Origin of the sequence: Vibrio sp. SCSIO 43153, from assembly GCF_023716625.1 — a bacterium.
Lineage (GTDB): Bacteria > Pseudomonadota > Gammaproteobacteria > Enterobacterales > Vibrionaceae > Vibrio > Vibrio rotiferianus.
In genome coordinates, this window is sequence record NZ_CP071855.1 from 97,215 (window position 1) to 118,693 (window position 21,479).

General features: G+C 46.0%; 17 protein-coding genes. 6 read left to right on the plus strand and 11 right to left on the minus strand.

What is annotated here, in order from left to right; all coding sequences use genetic code 11:
* Nucleotides 1–32 precede the first annotated feature (32 nt).
* The 6 genes from add to glnA form a co-directional block, all read right to left on the minus strand.
* Nucleotides 33–1,037 (minus strand): adenosine deaminase, encoded by a 1,005-nt coding sequence (gene add / locus J4N37_RS00450; RefSeq protein ID WP_010444953.1) that lies wholly within the window; start codon nt 1,035–1,037, stop codon nt 33–35.
* Between the two features lie 112 nt (nt 1,038–1,149).
* Nucleotides 1,150–3,696 (minus strand): phosphodiesterase GepA, encoded by a 2,547-nt coding sequence (gene gepA / locus J4N37_RS00455; protein WP_252041433.1) that lies wholly within the window; start codon nt 3,694–3,696, stop codon nt 1,150–1,152.
* A gap of 97 nt (nt 3,697–3,793) precedes the next feature.
* Nucleotides 3,794–5,197, minus strand: a complete 1,404-nt coding sequence (gene glnG, locus J4N37_RS00460; protein ID WP_010444958.1) for a nitrogen regulation protein NR(I) — start codon at nt 5,195–5,197, stop codon at nt 3,794–3,796.
* A 60-nt stretch (nt 5,198–5,257) separates the two neighbouring features.
* The gene (gene glnL, locus J4N37_RS00465) at nt 5,258–6,268 is read right to left on the minus strand and encodes a nitrogen regulation protein NR(II) (RefSeq protein WP_216604290.1); all 1,011 of its coding nucleotides are present in this window, start codon (nt 6,266–6,268) and stop codon (nt 5,258–5,260) included.
* A 157-nt stretch (nt 6,269–6,425) separates the two neighbouring features.
* Nucleotides 6,426–7,013, minus strand: a complete 588-nt coding sequence (locus tag J4N37_RS00470; protein ID WP_138954953.1) for a DUF4124 domain-containing protein — start codon at nt 7,011–7,013, stop codon at nt 6,426–6,428.
* A gap of 198 nt (nt 7,014–7,211) precedes the next feature.
* Nucleotides 7,212–8,621, minus strand: a complete 1,410-nt coding sequence (gene glnA / locus J4N37_RS00475; RefSeq protein WP_045386178.1) for a glutamate--ammonia ligase — start codon at nt 8,619–8,621, stop codon at nt 7,212–7,214.
* Between the two features lie 530 nt (nt 8,622–9,151).
* On the opposite strand from glnA, the gene typA reads away from it, so the two are divergent.
* The gene (gene typA / locus J4N37_RS00480; protein ID WP_010444969.1) at nt 9,152–10,981 is read left to right on the plus strand and encodes a translational GTPase TypA; all 1,830 of its coding nucleotides are present in this window, start codon (nt 9,152–9,154) and stop codon (nt 10,979–10,981) included.
* A gap of 75 nt (nt 10,982–11,056) precedes the next feature.
* Entirely contained in the window at nt 11,057–11,608 is a 552-nt protein-coding gene (locus tag J4N37_RS00485; RefSeq protein ID WP_252041435.1) for an AAA family ATPase, read from the plus strand.
* A 95-nt stretch (nt 11,609–11,703) separates the two neighbouring features.
* Here J4N37_RS00485 and J4N37_RS00490 read toward each other — a convergent pair whose 3' ends face one another.
* On the minus strand, nt 11,704–12,345 hold the full coding sequence (locus J4N37_RS00490) for a DUF2959 domain-containing protein (RefSeq protein ID WP_005448522.1): 642 nt from the start codon (nt 12,343–12,345) through the stop codon (nt 11,704–11,706).
* A 35-nt stretch (nt 12,346–12,380) separates the two neighbouring features.
* Here J4N37_RS00490 and J4N37_RS00495 point away from each other — a divergent pair, with 35 nt between their 5' ends.
* The 3 genes from J4N37_RS00495 to J4N37_RS00505 all read left to right on the plus strand — a co-directional run bounded on the left by J4N37_RS00495 (nt 12,381) and on the right by J4N37_RS00505 (nt 14,757).
* Nucleotides 12,381–13,325, plus strand: a complete 945-nt coding sequence (locus J4N37_RS00495; RefSeq protein ID WP_010444975.1) for a virulence factor BrkB family protein — start codon at nt 12,381–12,383, stop codon at nt 13,323–13,325.
* Complete coding sequence (gene dtd / locus J4N37_RS00500; protein WP_038884235.1) at nt 13,297–13,731, plus strand: D-aminoacyl-tRNA deacylase; 435 nt, start codon at nt 13,297–13,299, stop codon at nt 13,729–13,731. The genes J4N37_RS00495 and dtd overlap by 29 nt, the downstream gene beginning before the upstream one ends.
* A 108-nt stretch (nt 13,732–13,839) precedes the next feature.
* On the plus strand, nt 13,840–14,757 hold the full coding sequence (locus tag J4N37_RS00505) for a bifunctional GNAT family N-acetyltransferase/hotdog fold thioesterase (protein WP_038884236.1): 918 nt from the start codon (nt 13,840–13,842) through the stop codon (nt 14,755–14,757).
* Here the strand turns inward: J4N37_RS00505 and J4N37_RS00510 are convergent.
* From J4N37_RS00510 to hslR, 4 genes are all read right to left on the minus strand, one after another.
* Nucleotides 14,743–16,926 carry an AsmA family protein gene (locus tag J4N37_RS00510; protein WP_252041437.1) on the minus strand — a complete coding sequence of 728 codons (2,184 nt, stop codon included), beginning with the start codon at nt 16,924–16,926 and terminating at the stop codon, nt 14,743–14,745. The two genes, J4N37_RS00505 and J4N37_RS00510, sit on opposite strands and share 15 nt — an antisense overlap.
* Nucleotides 16,927–17,046: 120 nt before the next feature.
* Nucleotides 17,047–18,675 carry a phosphoenolpyruvate carboxykinase (ATP) gene (gene pckA / locus J4N37_RS00515; protein WP_010444979.1) on the minus strand — a complete coding sequence of 543 codons (1,629 nt, stop codon included), beginning with the start codon at nt 18,673–18,675 and terminating at the stop codon, nt 17,047–17,049.
* 336 nt (nt 18,676–19,011) lie between these two features.
* Nucleotides 19,012–19,887 carry an Hsp33 family molecular chaperone HslO gene (gene hslO / locus J4N37_RS00520; protein ID WP_010444980.1) on the minus strand — a complete coding sequence of 292 codons (876 nt, stop codon included), beginning with the start codon at nt 19,885–19,887 and terminating at the stop codon, nt 19,012–19,014.
* Nucleotides 19,888–19,918: 31 nt separating this feature from the next.
* Complete coding sequence (hslR, locus tag J4N37_RS00525) at nt 19,919–20,305, minus strand: ribosome-associated heat shock protein Hsp15 (protein ID WP_029560895.1); 387 nt, start codon at nt 20,303–20,305, stop codon at nt 19,919–19,921.
* Between the two features lie 250 nt (nt 20,306–20,555).
* Here hslR and gspC point away from each other — a divergent pair, with 250 nt between their 5' ends.
* Complete coding sequence (gspC, locus tag J4N37_RS00530) at nt 20,556–21,479, plus strand: type II secretion system protein GspC (RefSeq protein WP_252041438.1); 924 nt, start codon at nt 20,556–20,558, stop codon at nt 21,477–21,479.

The following is a 21,479-nucleotide window of genomic DNA, read 5'->3' on the forward strand; positions in this document are numbered from 1 at the left end:
GATGCTGGCATTTTTTTATGTTTTTGCGGCAATTAAACGCGATCTTTCACTTTTTCTTTCAGTTCAGTTTTTTCTGCATCTGATAGGAAAGCGATGTCTAGGCCATTGATTTGCGCCTGGCGAATTTGCTCTTGGGTTAGACCTGCTGCTGGTGCTGCCACTTCGTACTCGTAAGGTAGCTCAATACCTTCAACCGCAGGATCGTCCGTGTTTAGACACGCTAGCACACCGTGATCTAGGAATTGCTTCAGAGGGTGATTTGCTAGTGACTCAACCGTACTGGTTTGGAAGTTTGATGTTAGGCACGATTCAATACCAATGCGGTTTTCTGCAAGGTAGTCCATCAATTTAGGATCTTGGATTGCTTTAACGCCATGACCGATACGCGTTGCACCAAGCTCTTGAATTGCTTGCCACATGCTTTCCGCGCCTGCTGCTTCACCTGCGTGAATAGTGACGTTTAGACCAGCATCACGCACTTGTTTAAAGTGAGAAACAAAACGATCGCCAGGTTGACCAAGTTCATCACCAGCAAGGTCTACAGCTACGATGTGATCTTTTTGGCTTAGGATACCTTCCAGTTCCTGTTGACAAGCATCTGTACCAAAAGTACGGCTCATGATACCGATTAGGTTTGCCTTAATACCGAAGTCACGCATGCCCGCTTGCACACCATCAACGACGGCTTCAACTACGCCAGCTACTGGTAGTTTGTGTTTCATTGCCATGTAGTAAGGCGAGAAGCGAAGTTCAGCGTAATCAATTTGTGCGTTAAGTGCGTCTTCTACGTTTTCGTAGGCAACACGGCGACATGCATCTAGATCGCCCAATACCGCCACACCCCAGTCTAGCTTAGAAAGGAAAGCTACAAGAGATGGTTCTGCTTCGACAATTTGAACGTGTGGTGTAAGAGACTCAATATCGTATGCCGGAAGCGCTACACCGAACTTTTGGCCAAGTTCGAGAATCGTTTGAGTGCGGATATTACCATCGAGGTGACGGTGCAAATCTGTTAGGGGTAGATTCTTAGTTATCATTATGTCGATCCAGATAATTGTGAACAGGAATAGAATTGCAGTTAAGTATAAATAACAGTTCGGTAGATTGTCAGTAGAGGATGACTACGAAATCAACAATTTCAGCTCTTTTCTACTTCATGTTAACCAAATGTGTTGGCCATTCTTCGATCGGTAATGGACGGCTGTAATAGAACCCTTGAACCTGTGTACAGCCTAATGAGCGTAAAAGCCGTGCTTGTTCTGCCGTCTCCACACCTTCCGCGACCACGTTTGCTTTCAAACCTTTAGTGATGGTAATGATTGCTGCGAAAACGGAGTTTTCCAGATTATTTGGGTTTAATCTATTAGTGAACGTCCTGTCTATCTTCAGACAAGTAAATGGCAAGCTATCTAGGTACGCTAGCGAGGAGTAGCCTGTGCCAAAATCATCAATGGCAATCCCAACATTCATTTCGCGTAGCTTGAGCATATTGTCTAGGGTTGTTGGGTCTCCGCCAACAATTTTGGACTCAGTGATTTCAAGTGTGAGGTTTTGAGCGCACAATCCTGTCTGAGATAATATTTGGGCGACATCTGAGATGAACTCAGGACATGAAAGTTGGTTGACTGAAACATTCACGTGCAGTTGGAAATCTTTATGCCAACGACCATTTTCAATTGCGGTTTGAGTTTCTTGACAGGCCTTAAGTAAGATTTGGTGACCGATTTGTTTGATCATGCCACTCTCTTCAGCAAGAGCAATAAAGTCCAAAGGCGAGACTACGCCATCGGCACTGTGCCAACGTGCTAGAGCCTCTGCACCAACAACCTCACCACTAGATAAATCAATGATGGATTGGTAATACGGTATAAACTCTTTTTGCTCAATACCTTGCTGTATTTTGGCAATCATCTGAGTTCGGAACTTAGAGGCGCTGGCCATTTCTGGACTGTAATAACACACCCCAGAATGGGTTTCTTGCTTGGCGTAACTCAATGCAATACTGGCATTACGTAACCATTGCTGCATTTGGTATTCAGGCTGCGTTTCCACAACACCAATGGCAATATTCATGATGACAGTTTCATCTGCGCAGAGAAACGGAGAGGCGAAGACTTGTTGCAGCCGTCTAACGGTTAGGCGAACTTCCGGCTCTTTTTGCAAGTTGGGTGCGTAAACTGCAAATTCATCACCACCAATACGAGCTAATACAAACTCATCACCAAACTGCTGATCGAGTCGCTCTGCAATACGGAGCAACAGTTGATCACCATTATGATGACCGACGCTGTCATTGATATCTCTGAAGCGGTTAATTCCGAGCAGGTATACACTGCCACCTTGTTGGCTTGGCATGGTACTGCTGATTTCAATTAAGCCTTGTCGGCTATACAGGCGTGTCAATGAGTCGTATATCAACTGCTCTCTTAATGCTTTGAACGATACTTTTAGGTTATTCGCCATCTCATTGAACGCGTGCACCAACGTCGTGGTTTCATAAACGTAGCCAGGACGAGGCATTGAGCCATCCCAGTTGCCTTTGGCTAGGTTTTGCGCTGCTGAGGCGGTAGCATTGATCGGACGAGTGACTCGGTTAAAGATAAACCAAGTGATCGAAATACCCAGTAGGGTCACAAGTAAACCCACCAACCAGCTTTTTCTTTGGCTGTTCGGAAGTGTCCCAACTAAATCTGATTCAGAGACAGAAATACCAATAAACCAGGTGAGTCCATAATCATCAGTGTAAGGTGTGATTCGGCTAAACAAGCGTTCACCCGAGTGTTCTAGCTGAAAAGTATAAGGCTGTGAAGTTGAGTTTAAAGCAAGTGCACTCACCCTAGATGCACTGATTTGGATGATTGGGTCGGTGCTTTCTTTAGCAAGCAAGCGCTGGCCCTTATGAGTGAATTTGGTTCCCCAAGAAACGACGCTACCTGCACTTGATTGCGCTACTAAGCGATGCTCTTCATCCATAATAAACACAGAAGCTTTGGTATTCTGTTGCAGCTCTCTTAAGAAGGCATTGAGCGTGTTGATGCGAATATCAGTGACGAGCACACCAGCAAAGTCGCCATGCTCGAAAACAGGAGTCATCGCGGATAGCGTGATTTCTTGACGTTCATCCGCGTTCGCATAGATTGGCGACCAAGTCGGCTGATGAGCTTCTGCCACGGGCGTATACCAAGGCCGAACTCGGGGGTCATACTGTGAGATAACCGAGCGTAAACCTGTACTTGGCGTCTTCCCGTTATAGATTGCTAAATTACCATCAGTTCGCTTGTCTTGAATCATTAAGGTGTATTCACCGTTTGCTTCGCGACGAAAGCCGGCATAGTCTCCGGTGATCGAACCAAAGCCAATAACATCCAACTGAGGAATGGAGCTATAGAGATCTTGGAAGGCGCTTAATAAATACGATTCAATATCGGCAGTATTATTGGGATGGAATAGATTGTGAAAGCTGACGCTATGGCCCAGTGCTTGAACCGCTGCAAATGGTTTTCTTAGGTAGTCATTCAAGTGATCATGAACGCCTTCCGTTAACACCGTCAGCTGTTTGTTACTGATGTCAGTGACGACCTCTTCATAGCTCTGCTTTTGGACAAAAATGATCACCCCGATTGCAAACAGAAATATCAGCAAGAAAGGAATCAAAACAGCAGTGCGTAAAGTGATTTGTGTAGTCGGTGATGACATGGCCTAGTGTTTATTATGGGTTGCTATACTGTAATTGTACTGGCGTTCTTGTCACCAAGCGAGTCAATTTTTACTCGCTTAGTGACTAAATATCAAACTAGTACAACTCTTTTAGTTTTCTGGTTAATGTATTTCTTCCCCAGCCTAATACTTTAGCGGCATCTTGTTTGTGACCTTTAGTATGTTCTAACGCAGCCTCTAGTAAGATTCGCTCAAATTCAGGTAATGCATAAGATAATAGCTCTTTATCCCCAGCTTCGAGAGCATGTTTTGCCCAGTCAGCTAGTTGTTCTTGCCAGCTTTCCCCTGCAGACTCCGGTTTGACTTTCTTTTCTTCTAGTAATTCTTGCGGCAGGTCGTTAGGTAGCACCTCACTGCCACTGGCCATGACTGTTAACCAACGACAGATGTTTTCCAATTGGCGAACGTTGCCCGGCCAATCAAGGCGGTTAAGGATTTCGACTGAAGATGGATGCAGTGTTTTGGTTTCAACGCCTAGCTCATCGGCTGCGCGAACGAGAAAGTGTTGAGTGAGTTTCTCAATGTCTTGTTTTCGCTCTCTTAGGGCGGGGATCTGAACGCGAATTACATTGAGTCGATGGAACAAATCTTCGCGGAAATCGCCTTCATGGACCAGCTTTTCAAGGTTTTGGTGTGTGGCAGCGACGATACGCACGTCAACGCGAATAGGAGAGTGGCCCCCTACGCGATAGAACTGTCCGTCTGCTAATACGCGCAATAATCGGGTTTGAATGTCTAGTGGCATATCACCAATTTCATCTAGAAACAGTGTGCCACCATTGGCTTGCTCAAAGCGGCCTTGTCGAACGCTGTTTGCACCAGTAAACGCGCCTTTTTCGTGGCCAAACAGCTCGGATTCAATCAGGTCTTTTGGAATCGCGGCCATATTGAGGGCGATAAAAGGTTTGTTGGCGCGCGGACTATGGCGGTGCAGGGCATGAGCAACTAACTCTTTCCCCGTACCTGATTCACCGTTGATCAATACGGAGATGGAAGAGCGAGACAAACGTCCAATTGCACGAAACACTTCTTGCATGGCTGGCGCTTCACCGATAATTTCTGGCGTATCGGTTGGAAGCTCTTCGTGAGACATCTGCTCACGCTTGGTTTCTTGGCTATGAGCTATCGCTCGCTCTACCAGCGTGAGTGTTTCATCGATATCAAATGGCTTAGGTAGGTATTCAAACGCGCCTTTTTGGTAAGCGTTCACTGCAGCATCTAAATCGGAATGCGCCGTCATGATAATCACGGGCAAATCGGGATAATCACGTTGAACTTGCTTTAACAGCTCCAAACCATCGATACCTGGCATGCGTATATCGGAAACCAACACATCAGGTACTTCACGTTCCAGCGCCATCAGCACACTTTCTCCATCCGCGTAGGTATCGCATTTGATGTTGGCAGAGGAAAGGGTTTTCTCCATTACCCAGCGAATCGAACTGTCGTCATCGACGACCCAAACATATCCTTTACTCATGTAATAAATCCTTGCAGCAAAAGCCTAAAAACTGACGAATCGAAAAGCCATTTAATCAAGTCAGATTGGCAAATAAATCGTAAAAGTGGTGTGACCGGGCCAGCTTTCGACATCAATCTTGCCGTTATGCTGGTCGATCAGATTTTGTGAAATAGACAGGCCAAGACCCGTACCGCCTTCTCGACCACTGACCATTGGATAGAAAAGGGTATCTTGTAGTTCTGGTGGAATCCCCGGGCCGTTGTCCGTGATCTCAACACGTGCGGCGAGTTTGCAGCGTTGACCATGAATGTTAGCTTGGTGCACCGTTCTGGTGCGTATGGTTATTTTTCCGTGTTCTTGGTGGGACAGAATCTGTGCTGCGTTACTGACGATGTTGAGCATCGCCTGCTCGATTTGGTCAGCATCCATCAAGATTTCTGGCAAGCTCGGATCGTAGTCGCGCTCGATCACAATCGAATGTTGAGATTCCAACTCCACTAACTGGCGCACTTTCTCCAGTACTTGGTGAAGGTTTTCTTGGGTCTTTTTACCCGGCTTTTGCGGCCCAAGAAGACGATCGACTAATGCTCTTAATCGGTCTGCTTGCTCGATAATGATTTGGGTATATTCCTTCAATGAAGGATCGGGAAGCATTTTTTCTAATAGTTGTGCCGCCCCGCGTAAACCGCCGAGTGGGTTTTTTATTTCATGCGCCAACCCACGCACTAACAGCTTTGCCGCTTGTTGCTGGGCGTGTTGGTTAAGCTCTTGAGTGAGACGGCGTTGTTGGTCAATTTTGCGCATCTCTACCAACAGCATTAATTGTTTCTGCCAAGTTATTGGGCTGACAGTCACTTCCAGCATCAAAGGGCGCCCATCGACGACAAAGGTAACGTCACTGTCAGTAATGCTTTGGCCGCTTTGTAGCGGTTGGGTGAGTAGTGCGAGATCCAATGACGCATGTTGAATTAGCTGAGATAGCGACTGCTCAACAATGCGCTTAGCACTTTGCGAAAACAATAACTCTGCCGCAGGGTTGGCATAGCGCACCGCTAATCCGTCATCAAGAATCAACGTTGCTGCCACCATGTTATTGAGAATGGCACTGGAGAGACTGGTATCCACATTACGTCCTTGTTTGCGTTATTGTTGTGCGTTGCACCAAATTGGTGCGATAGAACGTAAGTATGGCGAATAAATCTCAGAAGAAAAAGTAAAATAGCACTCAGAGCATCTGTTATTTGCGCTATTTTTCTGGTTTCGGCCTTGGTAATTTAGGCTTCACACTCGCTCTATGTAAATGCACTGTTATAGGGCTAGTAGATGCAATAAGCTTGCCGCTTCTTTTGGCGTGAACAGCAAGGGTGTGGGTGCCTCGATCGATATTGTTAATTTGCCAAGTGAGTCTAGTTTGTGGGGCTGCGTACGGCTTTCCATCGAGCATTAGCTGCAGTTGTTCTCCAATACCTAGTTTGCGGTTGGCTTCCAATTGGATGTTAATCAAGCCTTGATTGCTGCGAATCGTCTCGTCATGCACAGGGGTCAGCATAGCTAAAGACAGAGGCTTAGGAGCTTCTGGCTGTTTTGGTTTATCTTTCTTTACCGTGTTGGGTGGTGGTGACGTAGAAAGCGCTTCGGTACTTTCTACCTTTGGTGCTGGTGCCTGACCTTGTAAGTCAGGTAAAGCGATTGCCTTTGCTCCATTTTGAGGCGTATCACTGAAGTGTATTACGCCATCTTTGTCGACCCATGTGTATGCAACTTGTGCAAAGGGAGATGCAGCCGTGACTAGGCCGCCGAGTATGATTAAGGTTGATAAAAGCTGAACTTTCATTGCTCACCTTCTTTTTATGATTCCACGTTATTGACTCAAGTAACATCCCCGCGATTGGCTCTGTGAGGGTGACTTGGCATCTTCTCATTATCACTCCATGCTAAAGGTCTGGGTTGATCAGGCGAATACAAAAAAGGCCCGCCTGCGAGGCGAGCCTAATATTTTGTTTCTGTGTTTACATTTTACACAGTTGAGACCTTATACAGAGTAGTAAAGTTCAAACTCAAGTGGGTGAGTTGTCATGTTTACTTTCTCTACATCTTGCGCTTTAAGGTCGATGTAAGAATCGATGAAGTCGTCAGAGAATACACCGCCAGCAGTTAGGAACTCACGGTCTGCATCTAGTTCTTCTAGCGCGTCTTTCAGTGAGTATGCCACTGTTGGGATCTCTGCTGCTTCTTCAGCTGGTAGATCGTAAAGGTCTTTATCCATCGCTTCGCCTGGGTGGATCTTGTTCTTAATGCCGTCAAGACCAGCCATTAGCATTGCTGCGAAACATAAGTATGGGTTAGCCGCTGGGTCACCGAAACGAACTTCGATACGACGTGCTTTCGGGCTTGGTACCACTGGGATACGGATTGAAGCAGAGCGGTTACGTGCAGAGTAAGCAAGCATAACTGGCGCTTCGAAGCCTGGTACAAGACGTTTGTACGAGTTAGTTGATGGGTTAGCAAACGCATTGATTGCGCGAGCGTGCTTGATGATACCACCGATGTAGTAAAGTGCCATTTCAGATAGGCCGCCGTACTTATCACCAGCAAATAGGTTTACGCCATCTTTTGCTAGAGATTGGTGTACGTGCATACCAGAGCCGTTGTCACCAACTAGTGGCTTAGGCATGAATGTCGCCGTCTTACCAAATGCGTGTGCAACGTTGTGTACAACGTACTTGTAGATTTGGATTTCGTCAGCTTTAGTTGTTAGCGTGTTGAAGCGAGTTGCGATTTCGTTTTGACCCGCAGTTGCTACTTCGTGGTGGTGTGCTTCTACAACTAGGCCCATCTCTTCCATTACTAGACACATAGCAGAACGGATGTCTTGAGATGAATCAACTGGCGCTACTGGGAAGTAACCACCTTTAACGCCTGGACGGTGACCTTTGTTACCTTCTTCGTAATCAGAACCTGTGTTCCAAGCTGCTTCTACGTCATCGATCTTGAAGAAAGAACCAGACATGTCAGTTGCGAACTTAACGTCGTCAAATAGGAAGAACTCTGGCTCAGGACCAATTAGTACTGTGTCAGCAACGCCTGTAGAACGCATGAAGTCTTCAGCACGCTTAGCGATAGAGCGAGGGTCGCGGTCGTAGCCTTGCATTGTTGCAGGCTCAAGGATGTCACAACGGATGTTTAGTGTTGCATCTTCAGTGAATGGGTCAAGCACTGCAGAAGATGCGTCTGGCATCATAACCATGTCTGATTCGTTAATGCCTTTCCAGCCAGCAACTGATGAACCATCGAACATTTTACCTTCTTCGAAGAAGTCTGCGTCGATTTGGTGAGCAGGAATAGAAATGTGCTGCTCTTTACCTTTTGTATCAGTGAAGCGTAGGTCAACAAACTTAACTTCGTTTTCTTGGATCAGTGATAAAACGTTTTCTACTGACATCTTGGATAACCTCCAGTGTTAATAAAGCGGTAAAAGCTCGATTTATGAGTTCTTGATTAAATCCAGCATTGATTAATTTGCTTGAAATTTTATTAATCGATGCTGGTTTCTCTAAAGCCAAAACCGTGCCAAAAAAATTATTCCATTAATTTCAAGGAATTATGTTTTAAGGAGCAAGTTTGGTGCAAACGATTGCACCAAAATGATCTTTAATTGCACTGTAATGGTGCACCTTTTAATTATTGCACCACAATGTGACAACTACGTTGCTTATCTAGCCCAGTTTTTGAGCAAGAGTCAATTTCTAATAAGCAACGATTGGAATAAAATTGCTTTGAATCAATTCGCTTTGCTCGGGAAAGTGGGCATTAAGCGTAAATTTCGCAGAAAAGCTCGGGAGTAGATCACATATTTCTAGGCTTTTTGCTAAAATCTGGTACATTATGGCCGTTTTTTTAATCAGCAAATGTCACCAGAGAGCACCCGTTCTCAGCGTGGGGGCATTTCATCTATCTAAGTGAATCTAATCCATGGCTACTCCACAGATTGATAAATTAAGAAATATCGCGATCATCGCGCACGTTGACCACGGTAAAACAACACTGGTTGATAAACTACTACAACAATCAGGTACTCTAGAGTCTCGCGGCGAAGCTGAAGAGCGAGTCATGGACTCAAACGACATCGAAAAAGAACGTGGTATTACCATTCTTGCTAAGAACACAGCAATCAACTGGAATGATTACCGTATCAACATCGTAGATACTCCGGGACACGCGGACTTCGGTGGTGAAGTAGAACGTATCATGTCGATGGTAGATTCAGTGCTACTTATCGTTGACGCTGTTGATGGCCCAATGCCACAAACGCGTTTCGTAACGCAAAAAGCATTTGCTCACGGCCTTAAGCCAATCGTTGTAATCAACAAGATTGACCGTCCGGGTGCTCGTCCTGATTGGGTTATGGATCAAGTATTCGACCTATTCGACAACCTAGGTGCAACTGACGAACAGCTAGACTTTAAAGTGGTTTACGCTTCAGCACTAAACGGTTGGGCTACTCTAGAAGAGGGCGAAACTGGCGAAAACATGGAACCACTATTCGAAACTATCGTTGAAGAAGTAGCGGCTCCAGAAGTTGACCTAGACGGTCCACTACAGATGCAAGTTTCTCAGCTAGACTACAGCTCTTACGTTGGTGTTATCGGTGTTGCTCGTGTAACTCGTGGTAGCGTGAAAGCAAACCAACAAGTAACTGTTATCGGTGCTGACGGTAAAACTCGCAACGGTAAAGTAGGTACAGTAATGGGCTACCTTGGCCTAGAGCGTCACGAAGTTGAGCAAGCTAACGCGGGTGATATCATTGCGATCACTGGTCTTGGCGAGCTAAAAATCTCTGACACTATCTGTGCACAAAACGCAGTAGAAGCTCTACCGCCGCTGTCTGTTGATGAACCAACAGTAACAATGACGTTCCAAGTAAACACGTCTCCATTCGCTGGTAAAGAAGGTAAGTTCGTTACTTCACGTAACATCCTTGAGCGTCTAGAGAAGGAACTGGTACACAACGTTGCACTGCGCGTAGAGCAAACAGACGATCCAGACAAATTCCGCGTATCAGGCCGTGGTGAGCTTCACCTATCTATCCTGATCGAAAACATGCGCCGTGAAGGCTTCGAGCTTGCTGTATCTCGTCCAGAAGTAATCATCAAAGAAGAAGATGGTCAGCTAATGGAACCGTTCGAGACAGTAACTATCGACGTTATGGAAGAGCACCAAGGCGGCATCATGGAGAACATCGGCCTGCGTAAAGGTGAGCTGAAAGACATGTCTCCAGATGGTAAAGGCCGTGTACGTATGGACTTTGAAATGCCATCTCGTGGTCTGATCGGTTTCCAAACTGAGTTCATGACGCTGACTTCTGGTTCTGGTCTTCTTTACCATACGTTCGATCGCTACGCGCCACACAAAGGCGGTAACATCGGTCAACGTGTAAACGGTGTACTAATCGCAAACGCGATGGGTAAAGCGCTAACTAACGCACTATTCAACCTTCAAGAGCGTGGTCGTCTATTTATCGGTCACGGTGTTGAAGTTTACGAAGGCATGGTTATCGGTATTCACAGCCGCGACAACGACCTAACAGTAAACGCACTGAAAGGTAAGCAGCTAACCAACGTTCGTGCATCTGGTACAGATGACGCACAGGTTCTTACTCCGCCAATCAAGATGACTCTTGAGCAAGCACTAGAGTTCATCGATGATGACGAACTAGTAGAAGTAACACCTGAAAGCATCCGTATCCGTAAGAAATTCCTAACGGAAAGCGATCGTAAGCGTGCTTCACGTTCAGCAAAATAATCTGCTGTAACAGATTCGATTAAGAACAAGCCCCGAGTTATGCTCGGGGCTTTTTGTATCTGAAGGAATAACACTATGAAGCCAATCGTGATTACCGGTGGTCCGGGTGCAGGTAAAACCACCTTGTTGAATGCTTTAGGTCAGTTGGGCTATGCCACCTTTGCTGAAGGTTCTCGTAGCTTGATTGAGCAGCAAAGCCAGCTGGACAACGGTGTCTTGCCTTGGACCAACCTACCTGAGTTCGCTAACTTATGCCTTGAGTTGATGGGCAAGCAAAAGCAAGAGGCACTGAGTCATGAGGTCGCTTTCGTTGACCGCGCTATCCCAGACATCGTGGCATACCTGCAAGTAGGCGGTTGTCCTGTTGAGCAAACCTTCTTGACCGAGAGTGCTGGGTACCAGAGTAAGGTGCTCACTTGTCGACCTGAGGCCTCTATTTATGTTCAAGATGATGTGCGTCCACACAGTTTTGAAGAGGCGCTACAAATTCATCAAACCTTAGTCGATACCTATACTGAACTGGGGTATGACGTGGTTGAAGTGCCATGGGGAAGCGTAGCTGAACGAGTGGCGTTTGTTCGACAAGTAATGGGCTTAGTTGCTGAGGTAGAAGGTGAGAAACGCTGATAGAGCTCGGAAGATAAACGGGTGACTACGTGGTGAATAAGTTAGCTCTTCCGCTAAATAGCAAAACCTCCTCACGAGGAGGAGGCTTTATCGAATTACTTTTGATTCAGCTGCTGTAGGAACTTGTCTGATTCAGCAATCGCGGCATTCATTTGCTTAATTGCGTATTGAATGTCCTTCTCTAAGCTAGAGAATTCACCTTTCAGTGAGCCAATCGCACTCGCGTTTAAGTTATGCTTTAGGTAAAGCGTGTTGTCACGCAGTGTATTCAGAACCGGTGTCATCTTGTCTTCCGCACGCTTCATGGCGTTAAGCATGGTTTTGTAAGACGCTTTGGTTTCACGCAGCTTCTGTTCGCTAGAGCGACGCAGTTTCGCACTGGTGTACAGGTCTAGCTCGCCTTGCCATTCATCAAACAGGGCATCCGATACATCTTCAATCGCAGCAATACGGTCGCGCACGTCTTGCGCCGCTTTTTCGCTGTCTTCGTATTTATCGTTAATGTTGTTGTAGACGCTTTCCAGTTCACCACCATCAAAGTTGGTCAGCGCAGAAAGTGCTTCTAATGCACTGGTGAACTCTTCTTGTGCATCTTGTTGTGACTCTTTGGCGTCTTCCACGCGATCTACCATGATATCGCGCTTGTGGTAACCCACTTGCTCCATTGCTGAATAATATGCGGACTGACATCCTGTCAAAGTGAAAATTGATAGTACAATTGCTAATAAATAAGGCATTCTTATGTCCTCGACGCTAATTTATGGGATGAACTATGAACCAGTTATCAGAGAGTTACAAGGTGAGATTGAGCAAGCTCGTGCCGGGGAGCGTCGCGTTTTTCAAATATTTGCTCAAGCGTATGACGCACGATCGCGTCAACGTTAATGCAGGCTATCTAGCTTACATCACTTTGTTGTCTATTGTGCCGATGTTGACGGTATTACTGTCGATTTTGTCAAAGTTTCCGGTATTTGAGAATGTCGGCGAAGTGCTGCAGGGTTACATCATCGATAACTTCGTCCCCGCTTCTGGTGATGCAGTCAGAACTGCGTTGCAAGAGTTTGTCTCAAACACAGGCAAGATGACCGCCGTGGGTGGTGCGTTTTTGTTTGTTGCAGCCCTGATGCTGATCTCCAACATCGATAAGAACTTAAACTACATCTGGCGAGTGAAAGACAAACGTCGCCCAGTGTTTTCTTTCTCCATGTATTGGATGGTGCTGACCCTTGGTCCGATTCTGGTCGGTGCGAGTATTGCTGCAACCTCTTACGTAACATCGCTTAAGCTGATTGAAAACGAAACCTTATCGGGCGCTTACAACCTGTTTTTGCGCTGGCTGCCATTGTTATTGTCATTCTTTGCATTCATGGGTTTGTACTTCTTAGTGCCAAACAAAAAAGTTTATCTGTCTCACGGTGCCATTGGTGCAGCTATCGCCGCGGTGCTGTTTGAATTGAGTAAGAAAGGTTTTGCGTTCTACATTACCCAATTCCCGTCATACCAGCTGATTTACGGCGCACTTGCCGCGATTCCGATCCTGTTTGTGTGGGTGTATTTGTGTTGGCTGATCGTATTGATTGGCGCGGAAGTCACGGCCGCTCTGGGCGAAAGAGAGCACTGGAGTGACGACCTAGAAATGATACACTCGACCGCTGAATTGCAATTAACAGATGAAGGAAGCGAGAGTCGTGATAGCGCTAATTCAACGAGTCAGTGAAGCAGCCGTTCGTGTAGACGGTGAAGTTGTCGGTGAAATCGACCAAGGTCTACTTGTCCTACTTGGAGTAGAAAAGGACGATGATGAAGCAAAAGCAAAACGTTTGATGGAGCGTGTAACCACTTATCGTGTGTTTGAAGATGATGAAGGCAAAATGAACCTCAACGTCAAACAAGTGAATGGTAAGGTTTTGGTGGTGTCTCAATTTACGTTACCAGCCGACACCAAAAAGGGCACTCGCGCAGGCTTTTCTCGCGGCGCGCATCCTGCGGATGCAGAGCGTTTATATGACTACTTTTCAGATCTGTGTGAGGAAGTACTGCCAACGCAACGTGGCCGCTTTGCAGCAGACATGAAAGTGTCATTGATTAATGACGGCCCGGTGACTTTTTGGTTACAGGTCTAATCTGGAAACCTTAGCTGCATAGTCTAAGCTTTAAGCCCAAGTGAATTGATTTTACTTGGGTTATTTGCCTTATGGCTTGTATTTGATTTGTGCTTTCAAAGGATTGATATGTTCAAACTTATAACTCCAAAAACTGAAAATCAGCTTAACAAGTACTATCAATTTCGTTGGCAGATGCTGCGAGAACCATGGCGCATGCCTGTAGGCTCTGAGCGTGATGAGTATGATGGTATGAGCCATCACCGGATGATTACCGACGGTCGTGGCCGTCCGATGGCGATCGGTCGTTTGTACATTACCCCAGATAACGACGGTCAGATCCGTTACATGGCGGTAAAAAACAACCGTCGCAGCAAAGGCATGGGTTCACTGGTGCTGGTGGCGCTTGAGTCTCTGGCACGACAAGAAGGGGCGAAGCGTCTGGTATGTAATGCACGTGAAGATGCCATTGCCTTCTATGAAAAAAATGGTTTCGAGCGTCGCGGTGAACTCACAGACGAGCGCGGTCCAGTGCGTCACCAACAAATGGTAAAGCCACTTGATCCGATGGCCGATGTGCTTCGTCGACCTGAATGGTGTACTGAGCTGCAACAACGTTGGGAAGCGCAGATCCCAATTGCCGATAAAATGGGGATTAAAATTAACCAATACACCGGCTATCAGTTTGAATGCAGCGCACAGCTTAACCCGAATTTGAATCCACATAATACCATGTTTGCTGGTTCAGCCTTTACCTTGGCGACGCTTACAGGGTGGGGGATGGCGTGGTTGTTAATGAAAGAGCGTGGTTTGCACGGTGATATTGTATTGGCAGACAGTTCGATTCGTTATCGCCATCCTGTCGAAGAGAACCCTGTCGCGAGTACATCACTAGATGGTATCAGTGGTGATTTGGACAGGCTCGCATCAGGGCGTAAAGCGCGCATTGTTATCCACGTGGTGATTTACAGTGGCGACGTGCCTGCGGTGGATTTTGTTGGTACGTACATGTTGCTGCCGAATTACTCTAAGCTACTCAGCTGTTAGGTCCGTTGATTTTAGTGCTTCTTGTGGCGCATCTTGCTCTTGCGATGCGCCCGGTTCTATCTTGGAGTTATCTGCTTCTGAAGTAGCGCTTTCTTCAGATGACTTTTCTTCGATAAGGGAGCTTTCTTGAACAGAGATAAGCTGCTCTTCTGAGGGCGGCGCAGCAGTAGGTTCTTTTTCTTCTACCACTTCTTCACTTAATTCTTCCTCATATTGCTCTAAGTTGATTGGTTTAATGCTGGTGCTGTTCGTCGCTTTCGGTGAACTCTGTTTGGGTTCTTCTGGCTCAGTCTGTTTTGACATATTGACGCATTCATTTGCTTTGACTTCTCCACTCAGCAGGTCACCTTGAATCGAACCACATGTTTCTCTGAGCTGATAAATCACACCACTAATTGGGTTGTTCGCCATATCAAACTCTCCGGAAAGGTTACCCGAGATGGCTTTGCCTGAAATGGTCACTGGTTGAAACTTCACTTCGCCGCGTTGGGCACGTAAACGCAGCGGGCTGAAGGTGATCGCCTTGAGTGAATCATCAGCTTGTGACTTTAAGGTGGTATCGCGCAGATTGGCTTCCACTTCGCCTGACAAGCTGTAAGCAAGCATATTTTGATCGCCGGCTAAGCCTTTTAAGTCGAGGCTTAAGTCAGAGAAACCATTGACCGCGAGCACCGTTGGTAAGTAAGGGTGGAACAGTTGCAGAGGGAGTCCATCGGCGTTGAGGTTAAGCGTCCAAGGTTGGCTGGTGGTGCTAAGGTCGATTTGTCCTAAGCCTTCAATATAGCCTTGCTCCAGAGGGGCGAACAAACGCGTCAGTTGCCACAAGCCATTATCACTTCGTGTTGAAATTGCTGCGTGTGATGTGATGACTTGATCGTAGCTGGCGTTAACAACGCTAGCATCAAGCTTGCCGTTCCAAATACCCCAGTTGTCATTGCTGTGTTTTATTTCGAGTTGGTTACCTTCCAAATTCAACCCAGAAAGCTGCCAGTAAGGTTGTTTAGATAACTGGATAACTTGGCTGCGTTCAATCTCTAATTGCTTCACATTGACTTTCTGGAGCGTTTCTGTGGTGAATTGCCACCAGTCGGTTTTATCATCAGGCTGGATAGCCCATTTTAATCCACTGACGGTGGCGTTGTTAATTGTCCAATGCTTTGGTTCAAACATGCCTGATAGCTGTATTGTGCCTTGTTGCCAATCCAAGCTCAGCTCTTGCAGTTGAATCGCCCCCGGTTTGAACTGGGCATTCAAGCGAGGCTCTACCGCAGTTTGATCTTGAAAGCTGACACTGTCGGCTTGCAGAGAAATCTGTGCCGTTGTGTTCCATAGTGACAGTGGTAGGGAGGCATTTTCGAGAGACAATTCTAGGTTTTGCCAGTGCCAATCGCCGTACTCGATATCTGCGTTCAATAGATCGAGGCTATTGATATGAGTGATATTAATTGGCAGTGCTTGCCATGGTTTGGTGAGTAAAGATTGCAGTTGTAGGTTATCGATTTTCAGTTTATCTACGGTCACATTTACCAGTGACCAGCCTTGCGAGTACTGCTCTCCCTGACCGGAGACCTCGCTGCCACGCCAGTTAAATGAAGCGCCATAAAGCGTGCTGTCTTGCGCTTTGTAATCGATATCAAGCAGCAGTTGATTGAACGCTTCCCCTTTCCAGTAGAGTTGGTCGGCAGACAACTGAATCTCACCATAGGGTATGGTTTGTGTTTTTGTTAGCCAGATTGGATCTTGGATCTGAATATTTACGTTTCGAGCAGTATAACGGTCATCAGCATAGTTGATGTTCTTTAGAGCGAGTTGGTGAAGCCAAATATTGCTTGGAACTTGGACTTCTGGCAGGCCATGCTGCGCTTCAACGCCATCAATTAACAGGCTGTCTAGTATCCATTGGTTATCGCGTCTGATATCTGGATTGAACCAGAGGTCGATTTGTTCAATGTAGGGTATTTGCTCTGAGGATGTTGTTACCCCCTGCAGAGAAATATGATAAGGAAATTGGTAATGGACACTTTTGGCTTGCCAATTAAGGGGGAATGGCTGTGAGATAAGCTGCCATGTTTGTGGTGCGTATGATGTCGTTAACAAGCCCGCGAGTACGATTGGTACACAAATCAATATGACAAGAGCGAGTGTGAGAATCCTTATTACTGTCTTCATTCCATTGAGAACCTTTGGCCAGCTTGCTGCTTAGAGTGTATCAATATTGAAGAGGTTTCAATAAAAAGCCCCTCAAAAGAGGGGCTTGTGAAGTGTTTTTGTAACTAAATCACGTTGAGCTTAGTCAACTTGCGGGCCAGCAGCTACAAGTGATTTGCCTTCTGCATTATCCGTGTATTTATCAAAGTTATTGATAAAGCGTTCTGCTAAATCCTTGGCTTTGCTTTCCCATTGTAGTGGGTCAACATAAGTATCGCGTGGATCAAGAATACTTGGGTCTACACCTGGTAGAGCAGTCGGCACTTCTAGGTTGAAGATAGGGATATGTTTAGTTTGAGCGTTTTCAATCGAACCATCTAGGATGGCGTCAATGATACCGCGCGTATCTTGGATAGAAATACGCTTGCCGCTACCGTTCCAACCAGTGTTGACTAGGTAAGCCTCAGCACCTGCTGCTTCCATACGTTTTACTAGTACTTCAGCATATTTAGTTGGGTGTAGTGTTAGGAATGCTGCACCGAAACACGCTGAGAAGGTAGGCGTTGGCTCCGTGATACCACGCTCTGTGCCCGCTAGCTTAGCAGTAAAGCCAGATAGGAAGTGGTACTTAGTTTGCTCTGGTGTCAGCTTAGACACTGGAGGTAGTACGCCAAATGCGTCAGCCGATAGGAAGATCACTTTGTTTGCGTGGCCACCTTTCGATACTGGCTTAACGATGTTGTCGATGTGATGAAGTGGGTAAGACACACGGGTGTTCTCAGTCTTAGAACCATCATCAAAGTCGATAGAACCATCGCTGCGAACCGTAACGTTCTCTAGTAGTGCGTCGCGGCGGATCGCGTTGTAGATATCAGGCTCAGCCTCTTTCGATAGCTTGATGGTCTTAGCGTAACAGCCACCTTCGAAGTTGAATACGCCGTCGTCATCCCAACCGTGCTCGTCATCACCAATCAGTGCGCGTTTAGGATCAGTTGATAGGGTGGTTTTACCTGTGCCAGATAGGCCGAAGAAGATCGCAACGTCGCCTTCTTCACCCATGTTTGCACTACAGTGCATCGATGCGATGTCTTTAAGCGGCAGGAAGTAGTTCATCATGGCGAACATACCTTTCTTCATTTCTCCGCCGTACCACGTACCACCGATCAGCTGCATGCGCTCTGTTAGGTTAAATACAGTGAAGTTTTCTGAGTTCAGACCGTGCTCTTCCCACTTCTCGTTGGTGCATTTCGCACCGTTCATTACCACGAAATCAGGCTCAAACGTTGCCAATTCTTCTTCTGTTGGGCGGATGAACATGTTTTTCACGAAGTGTGCTTGCCATGCTACTTCAGTGATCACTCGAATGCTCAAACGAGTGTCTGGGTTTGCACCGCAATAACCGTCAATCACAAATAGGCGCTTACCTGAAAGCTGGTTAGTCACTAGCTCTTTTAGGTCGTCCCATACTTCTTTGTTTATTGCTTTGTTGTCGTTTTTCACTGCGTCAGAAGTCCACCACATGTGCTCTTCTGTCGTTGCATCTTTAACAATGTACTTATCTTTTGGTGAGCGACCAGTAAAGATACCAGTGTCTACGGCAACCGCGCCGAGTTCTGTAACCACACCACGTTCATAACCAGTTAGGTCAGCACGGGTCTCTTCCTCGAACAGCATTTCGTAGCTTGGGTTGCGAACAACCTCTTTCACGTTGTGCAATCCGTGTTTGGTTAGATCAAGTGTTGCAGCCTTTGTATGTTCCATAACGGTCATAGGTGCTCCTTATAAGGATTTTTGTAGGGATTTTGTAAGAATGTTTTAATTTTATCTGCTCACCATGCTAGCAACGGGGCGGGGAGAAAACAGGGAGATAGCTCAAAAAATATCCATGATTTCATTGTGGTTTTAGGTAACCCGTCACATATCGGTACGAATAGTTTATCGTGCGCGCAAACCTTTGCGCTAGAGCAAAATAATTATTAATTATTTAAAATTAAGCAGTTGCTTTATTACGTTGGAAGCAAGGTTATACGTGGGTTTGATCACAAAAAGGCCAGCATGATGCTGGCCTTTTGAAGGGTAAATTACAAGCTTGTTAAGCTATGAAAATTAATGCACGATTTTATTGTCTGGAGTTGACTGAGTGTACAGATCCGTTACTTCAGATTCGTCGAACGTGTATGACGTGCCGCAGTAATCACAATGTAAAGAAATTGATCCTTCTTCTGCTAAAATGTCATAAATTTCAGTTTTATCAACCGTGATGATCGCTGCACCACTGCGCTCACGAGAACAACCACAGTGGAATTCCACAGGCTGTGGTTCGTATAGACGAACTTTATCTTGGTTGTAGAGACGGTATAGCAGTTCGTTTGCTGGTAGCGTGAACAGCTCTTCATTTTTTACCGTGTCCGTGAGTTGCTCTAGGTGTTCGAAGTCTTCTGGCGTGCCAGTACCATCAGGCATGACTTGAATCATCATACCAGCTGCGTGCGCTTTGCCTTCGTGTTCACCAGTGCGGATCCACAAACGCGTTTTTAACTGCTCTGAGTTTGCGAAGTAGCCTTCGATTACGTCAGCCAATGTTTCGCCTTCTAGGCCAACCACACCTTGGTAACGTTCGCCTTTCTTCGGCTCAATAGTGATCACTAGGTAACCTTTACCCATCATGTCGTGCAGGCTTGCATCATCAGCAATGTCGCCTTCCCAGCGAGCAACGCCGCGGATTTTCTGATCGTGGTCGCCGTTGATTACTGCGAGTGATACAGGACCATCACCTTGCAGCTGGATAGTGATTGAGCCTTCGAACTTCAAAGTTGCAGTTAAAAGAGTGGCCGAAACGAGTAGCTCACCCAACAGTTTTTGTAGTGCTGCCGGATATTCCTTGCTGGAGATAATACGTTGGTATGCTTCATCCAATTGTACCAACTCGCCACGTACTGAAAGATCTTCGAATAAGTAGCGGTTTAAAACATTGTTTGCCATGGAGTGCTTTCCTCGTCAGTAATTCCGGCTTTTATTGGTGTTTGAACTTAATGATGTCTCGGCGCTGCTTTTTATCAGGGCGGCGTTCCGGACTTGGATTGTGGGCGTTAAGCTTACGCTGCTTAGCGTGTTCTTCACGTTTAGCTATACTTTCAGTGGTTTCGCTGTAAAGCGTTTGAGCGATCGGTGCACCACGACGTTGATCTGAGATTTTCTCGATTATCACGATTTTCTCTTCATTACCTTGGCGTAAGCGCACCTCGGCTCCAAGTTCAACGATCTTGCTTGGCTTGCTTCGTTGTCCATTATAATGGACTTTGCCGCCATCGACCATATTCCGAGCGATGGAGCGTGTCTTGTAAAATCTGGCCGCCCACAGCCATTTATCTAGCCTTACGGCTTCATTTATGGAACTCATATAACTCTGTCGTATCTAATCACTGCGATAAATGTGATATCGAGTGGTGGATTATTCACCTACAAATGGAGTCAAGGCCTAATTTTTTCAAGGGAGTTGGCAAAAACGGCATAAGAAAACAGAGCAAAAACTATCTTGTGATATAGTTCACTGCTCTTTGTTGACTAGTAAAGTTGTTGCAAATTTTTCAGGGTAACGTCGGTCATTTTGAGTGTTCATCGGCGAGCGTAACAATAAAGGAATTTATTAAGTGAAGCGTTTGGAGCTAAATGCTGGATTGTTGAGTAGCCCGCTATTGGCTCGGATTAAGTCCAACAATCTCGCTATTCAATCTAAACTCAGTTTGGTAGCAACGTGCATATTGATTGCAATGATCGGGTGGGTATTAGGTCAATTGGTTTGGCTTGCAATGCCTCAATCCTCTGGCATTGCTAAATGGCAGCCATCTTCTAGTTCTTCGGTCAGTACCAATAAATCTGATGCCATCGACTTCTCAGCGATCCAAAATGCCAACCTATTTGGAAAGTACAATGAGCAAAAGCCCGTTGTGGTTGAGCAACCGATCGTAAAAGACGCCCCTAAAACGCGTTTGAACCTTACCTTGGTAGGTGCTGTAGCAAGTTCGAATGCGAATACCAGTCTCGCGGTTATTGCCAATCGTGGTAAACAAGCGACTTATGGTATTGGTGAGGAAATTGAAGGTACTCGAGCGAAGTTAAAAGCTGTCTTGGTAGATCGTGTGATTATCGATAACCAAGGACGAGATGAAACCTTGATGCTTGAAGGGGTTGAGTACAAGAAGCTCTCCCAGAGCACGCAATCAAGACCCGTGGCAAAAAGTAATGTTGAAAAGGCTTCTGTTTCTGAAGAGAAGCTGGATCAGATCCGTGCTGAGATTGCACGTGACCCTAAACGAGTTTTTAACTACATCAGCATTTCAGAAGTAAAGAAGGATGGCAATACGATCGGCTATCGCGTTTCACCAGGGCGTGAAGCTTCTTTATTTAATGATGTAGGTTTACAAGCAGGTGATATTGCTGTGGAGCTAAATGGTATCGACTTACGTGATCCTTCTTCACTAGCAAAACTCGCTCAGGAAATGAGTAACCTGCAAGAATTGAACTTAACTGTTGAGCGAGATGGCCAACAGTACGACATCTATATCCAATTTTAA

Coding starts and splice junctions, on each gene's coding strand:
- add (WP_010444953.1), bottom strand. CDS start 1,037: ATGATAACTAAGAATCTACCCCTAACAGATTTGCACCGTCACCTCGAT.
- gepA (WP_252041433.1), bottom strand. CDS start 3,696: ATGTCATCACCGACTACACAAATCACTTTACGCACTGCTGTTTTGATT.
- glnG (WP_010444958.1), bottom strand. CDS start 5,197: ATGAGTAAAGGATATGTTTGGGTCGTCGATGACGACAGTTCGATTCGC.
- glnL (WP_216604290.1), bottom strand. CDS start 6,268: ATGGTGGCAGCAACGTTGATTCTTGATGACGGATTAGCGGTGCGCTAT.
- J4N37_RS00470 (WP_138954953.1), bottom strand. CDS start 7,013: ATGAAAGTTCAGCTTTTATCAACCTTAATCATACTCGGCGGCCTAGTC.
- glnA (WP_045386178.1), bottom strand. CDS start 8,621: ATGTCAGTAGAAAACGTTTTATCACTGATCCAAGAAAACGAAGTTAAG.
- typA (WP_010444969.1), top strand. CDS start 9,152: ATGGCTACTCCACAGATTGATAAATTAAGAAATATCGCGATCATCGCG.
- J4N37_RS00485 (WP_252041435.1), top strand. CDS start 11,057: ATGAAGCCAATCGTGATTACCGGTGGTCCGGGTGCAGGTAAAACCACC.
- J4N37_RS00490 (WP_005448522.1), bottom strand. CDS start 12,345: ATGCCTTATTTATTAGCAATTGTACTATCAATTTTCACTTTGACAGGA.
- J4N37_RS00495 (WP_010444975.1), top strand. CDS start 12,381: ATGAACCAGTTATCAGAGAGTTACAAGGTGAGATTGAGCAAGCTCGTG.
- J4N37_RS00505 (WP_038884236.1), top strand. CDS start 13,840: ATGTTCAAACTTATAACTCCAAAAACTGAAAATCAGCTTAACAAGTAC.
- J4N37_RS00510 (WP_252041437.1), bottom strand. CDS start 16,926: ATGAAGACAGTAATAAGGATTCTCACACTCGCTCTTGTCATATTGATT.
- pckA (WP_010444979.1), bottom strand. CDS start 18,675: ATGACCGTTATGGAACATACAAAGGCTGCAACACTTGATCTAACCAAA.
- hslO (WP_010444980.1), bottom strand. CDS start 19,887: ATGGCAAACAATGTTTTAAACCGCTACTTATTCGAAGATCTTTCAGTA.
- hslR (WP_029560895.1), bottom strand. CDS start 20,305: ATGAGTTCCATAAATGAAGCCGTAAGGCTAGATAAATGGCTGTGGGCG.